Here is a 590-nt window from a genome sequence, read left to right on the forward strand (position 1 = left end):
TTTGGGTTAGATTCTAAGAAGAGTTGCTCTTCTAATTTAACATTCCCCCCTAATACAATATCGGTACCACGACCGGCCATATTGGTAGCAATAGTAATTGCGCCAGGAACACCCGCTCTACCGACAACATATGCTTCACGCTCATGCTGCTTAGCATTTAACACTTCATGAGGAATATTCTGCTTTTTGAGAAGATCAGAGATCAATTCTGAAACCTCAACTGAAGCCGTTCCAACCAATACAGGTTGTTTGCGCTCATAGCAGTCGAGAATATCTTTGATAATAGCCTCATACTTCTCTTTTTGTGTGAGATAGATAAGATCCCCATAATCTTTTCGCTGAACAGGCTTATGTGTTGGGATAACAACAACTTCAAGACCATAGATCTCTAAAAACTCTGGCGCTTCAGTATCGGCCGTTCCGGTCATACCGGCAAGTTTTTCATAAATTCGGAAATAGTTCTGGAAAGTGATGGAAGCGAGCGTCTGATTCTCTGGCTTCACCTCAACACCCTCTTTTACTTCGATCGCCTGATGCAATCCATCAGACCAGCGACGACCCGCTAGAGTTCGACCGGTATGTTCATCAAC

1 protein-coding gene is annotated in these 590 nt (G+C 43.6%); it reads right to left on the reverse strand.

What is annotated here, in order from left to right; translation table 11 throughout:
- On the reverse strand, positions 1-590 hold a 590-nt coding region (locus FK268_RS26060; RefSeq protein WP_497997383.1), incomplete at both ends, for a preprotein translocase subunit SecA.

The organism is Tsukamurella sputi (genome assembly GCF_007858445.1).
Taxonomy (GTDB): domain Bacteria; phylum Actinomycetota; class Actinomycetes; order Mycobacteriales; family Mycobacteriaceae; genus Tsukamurella; species Tsukamurella sputi.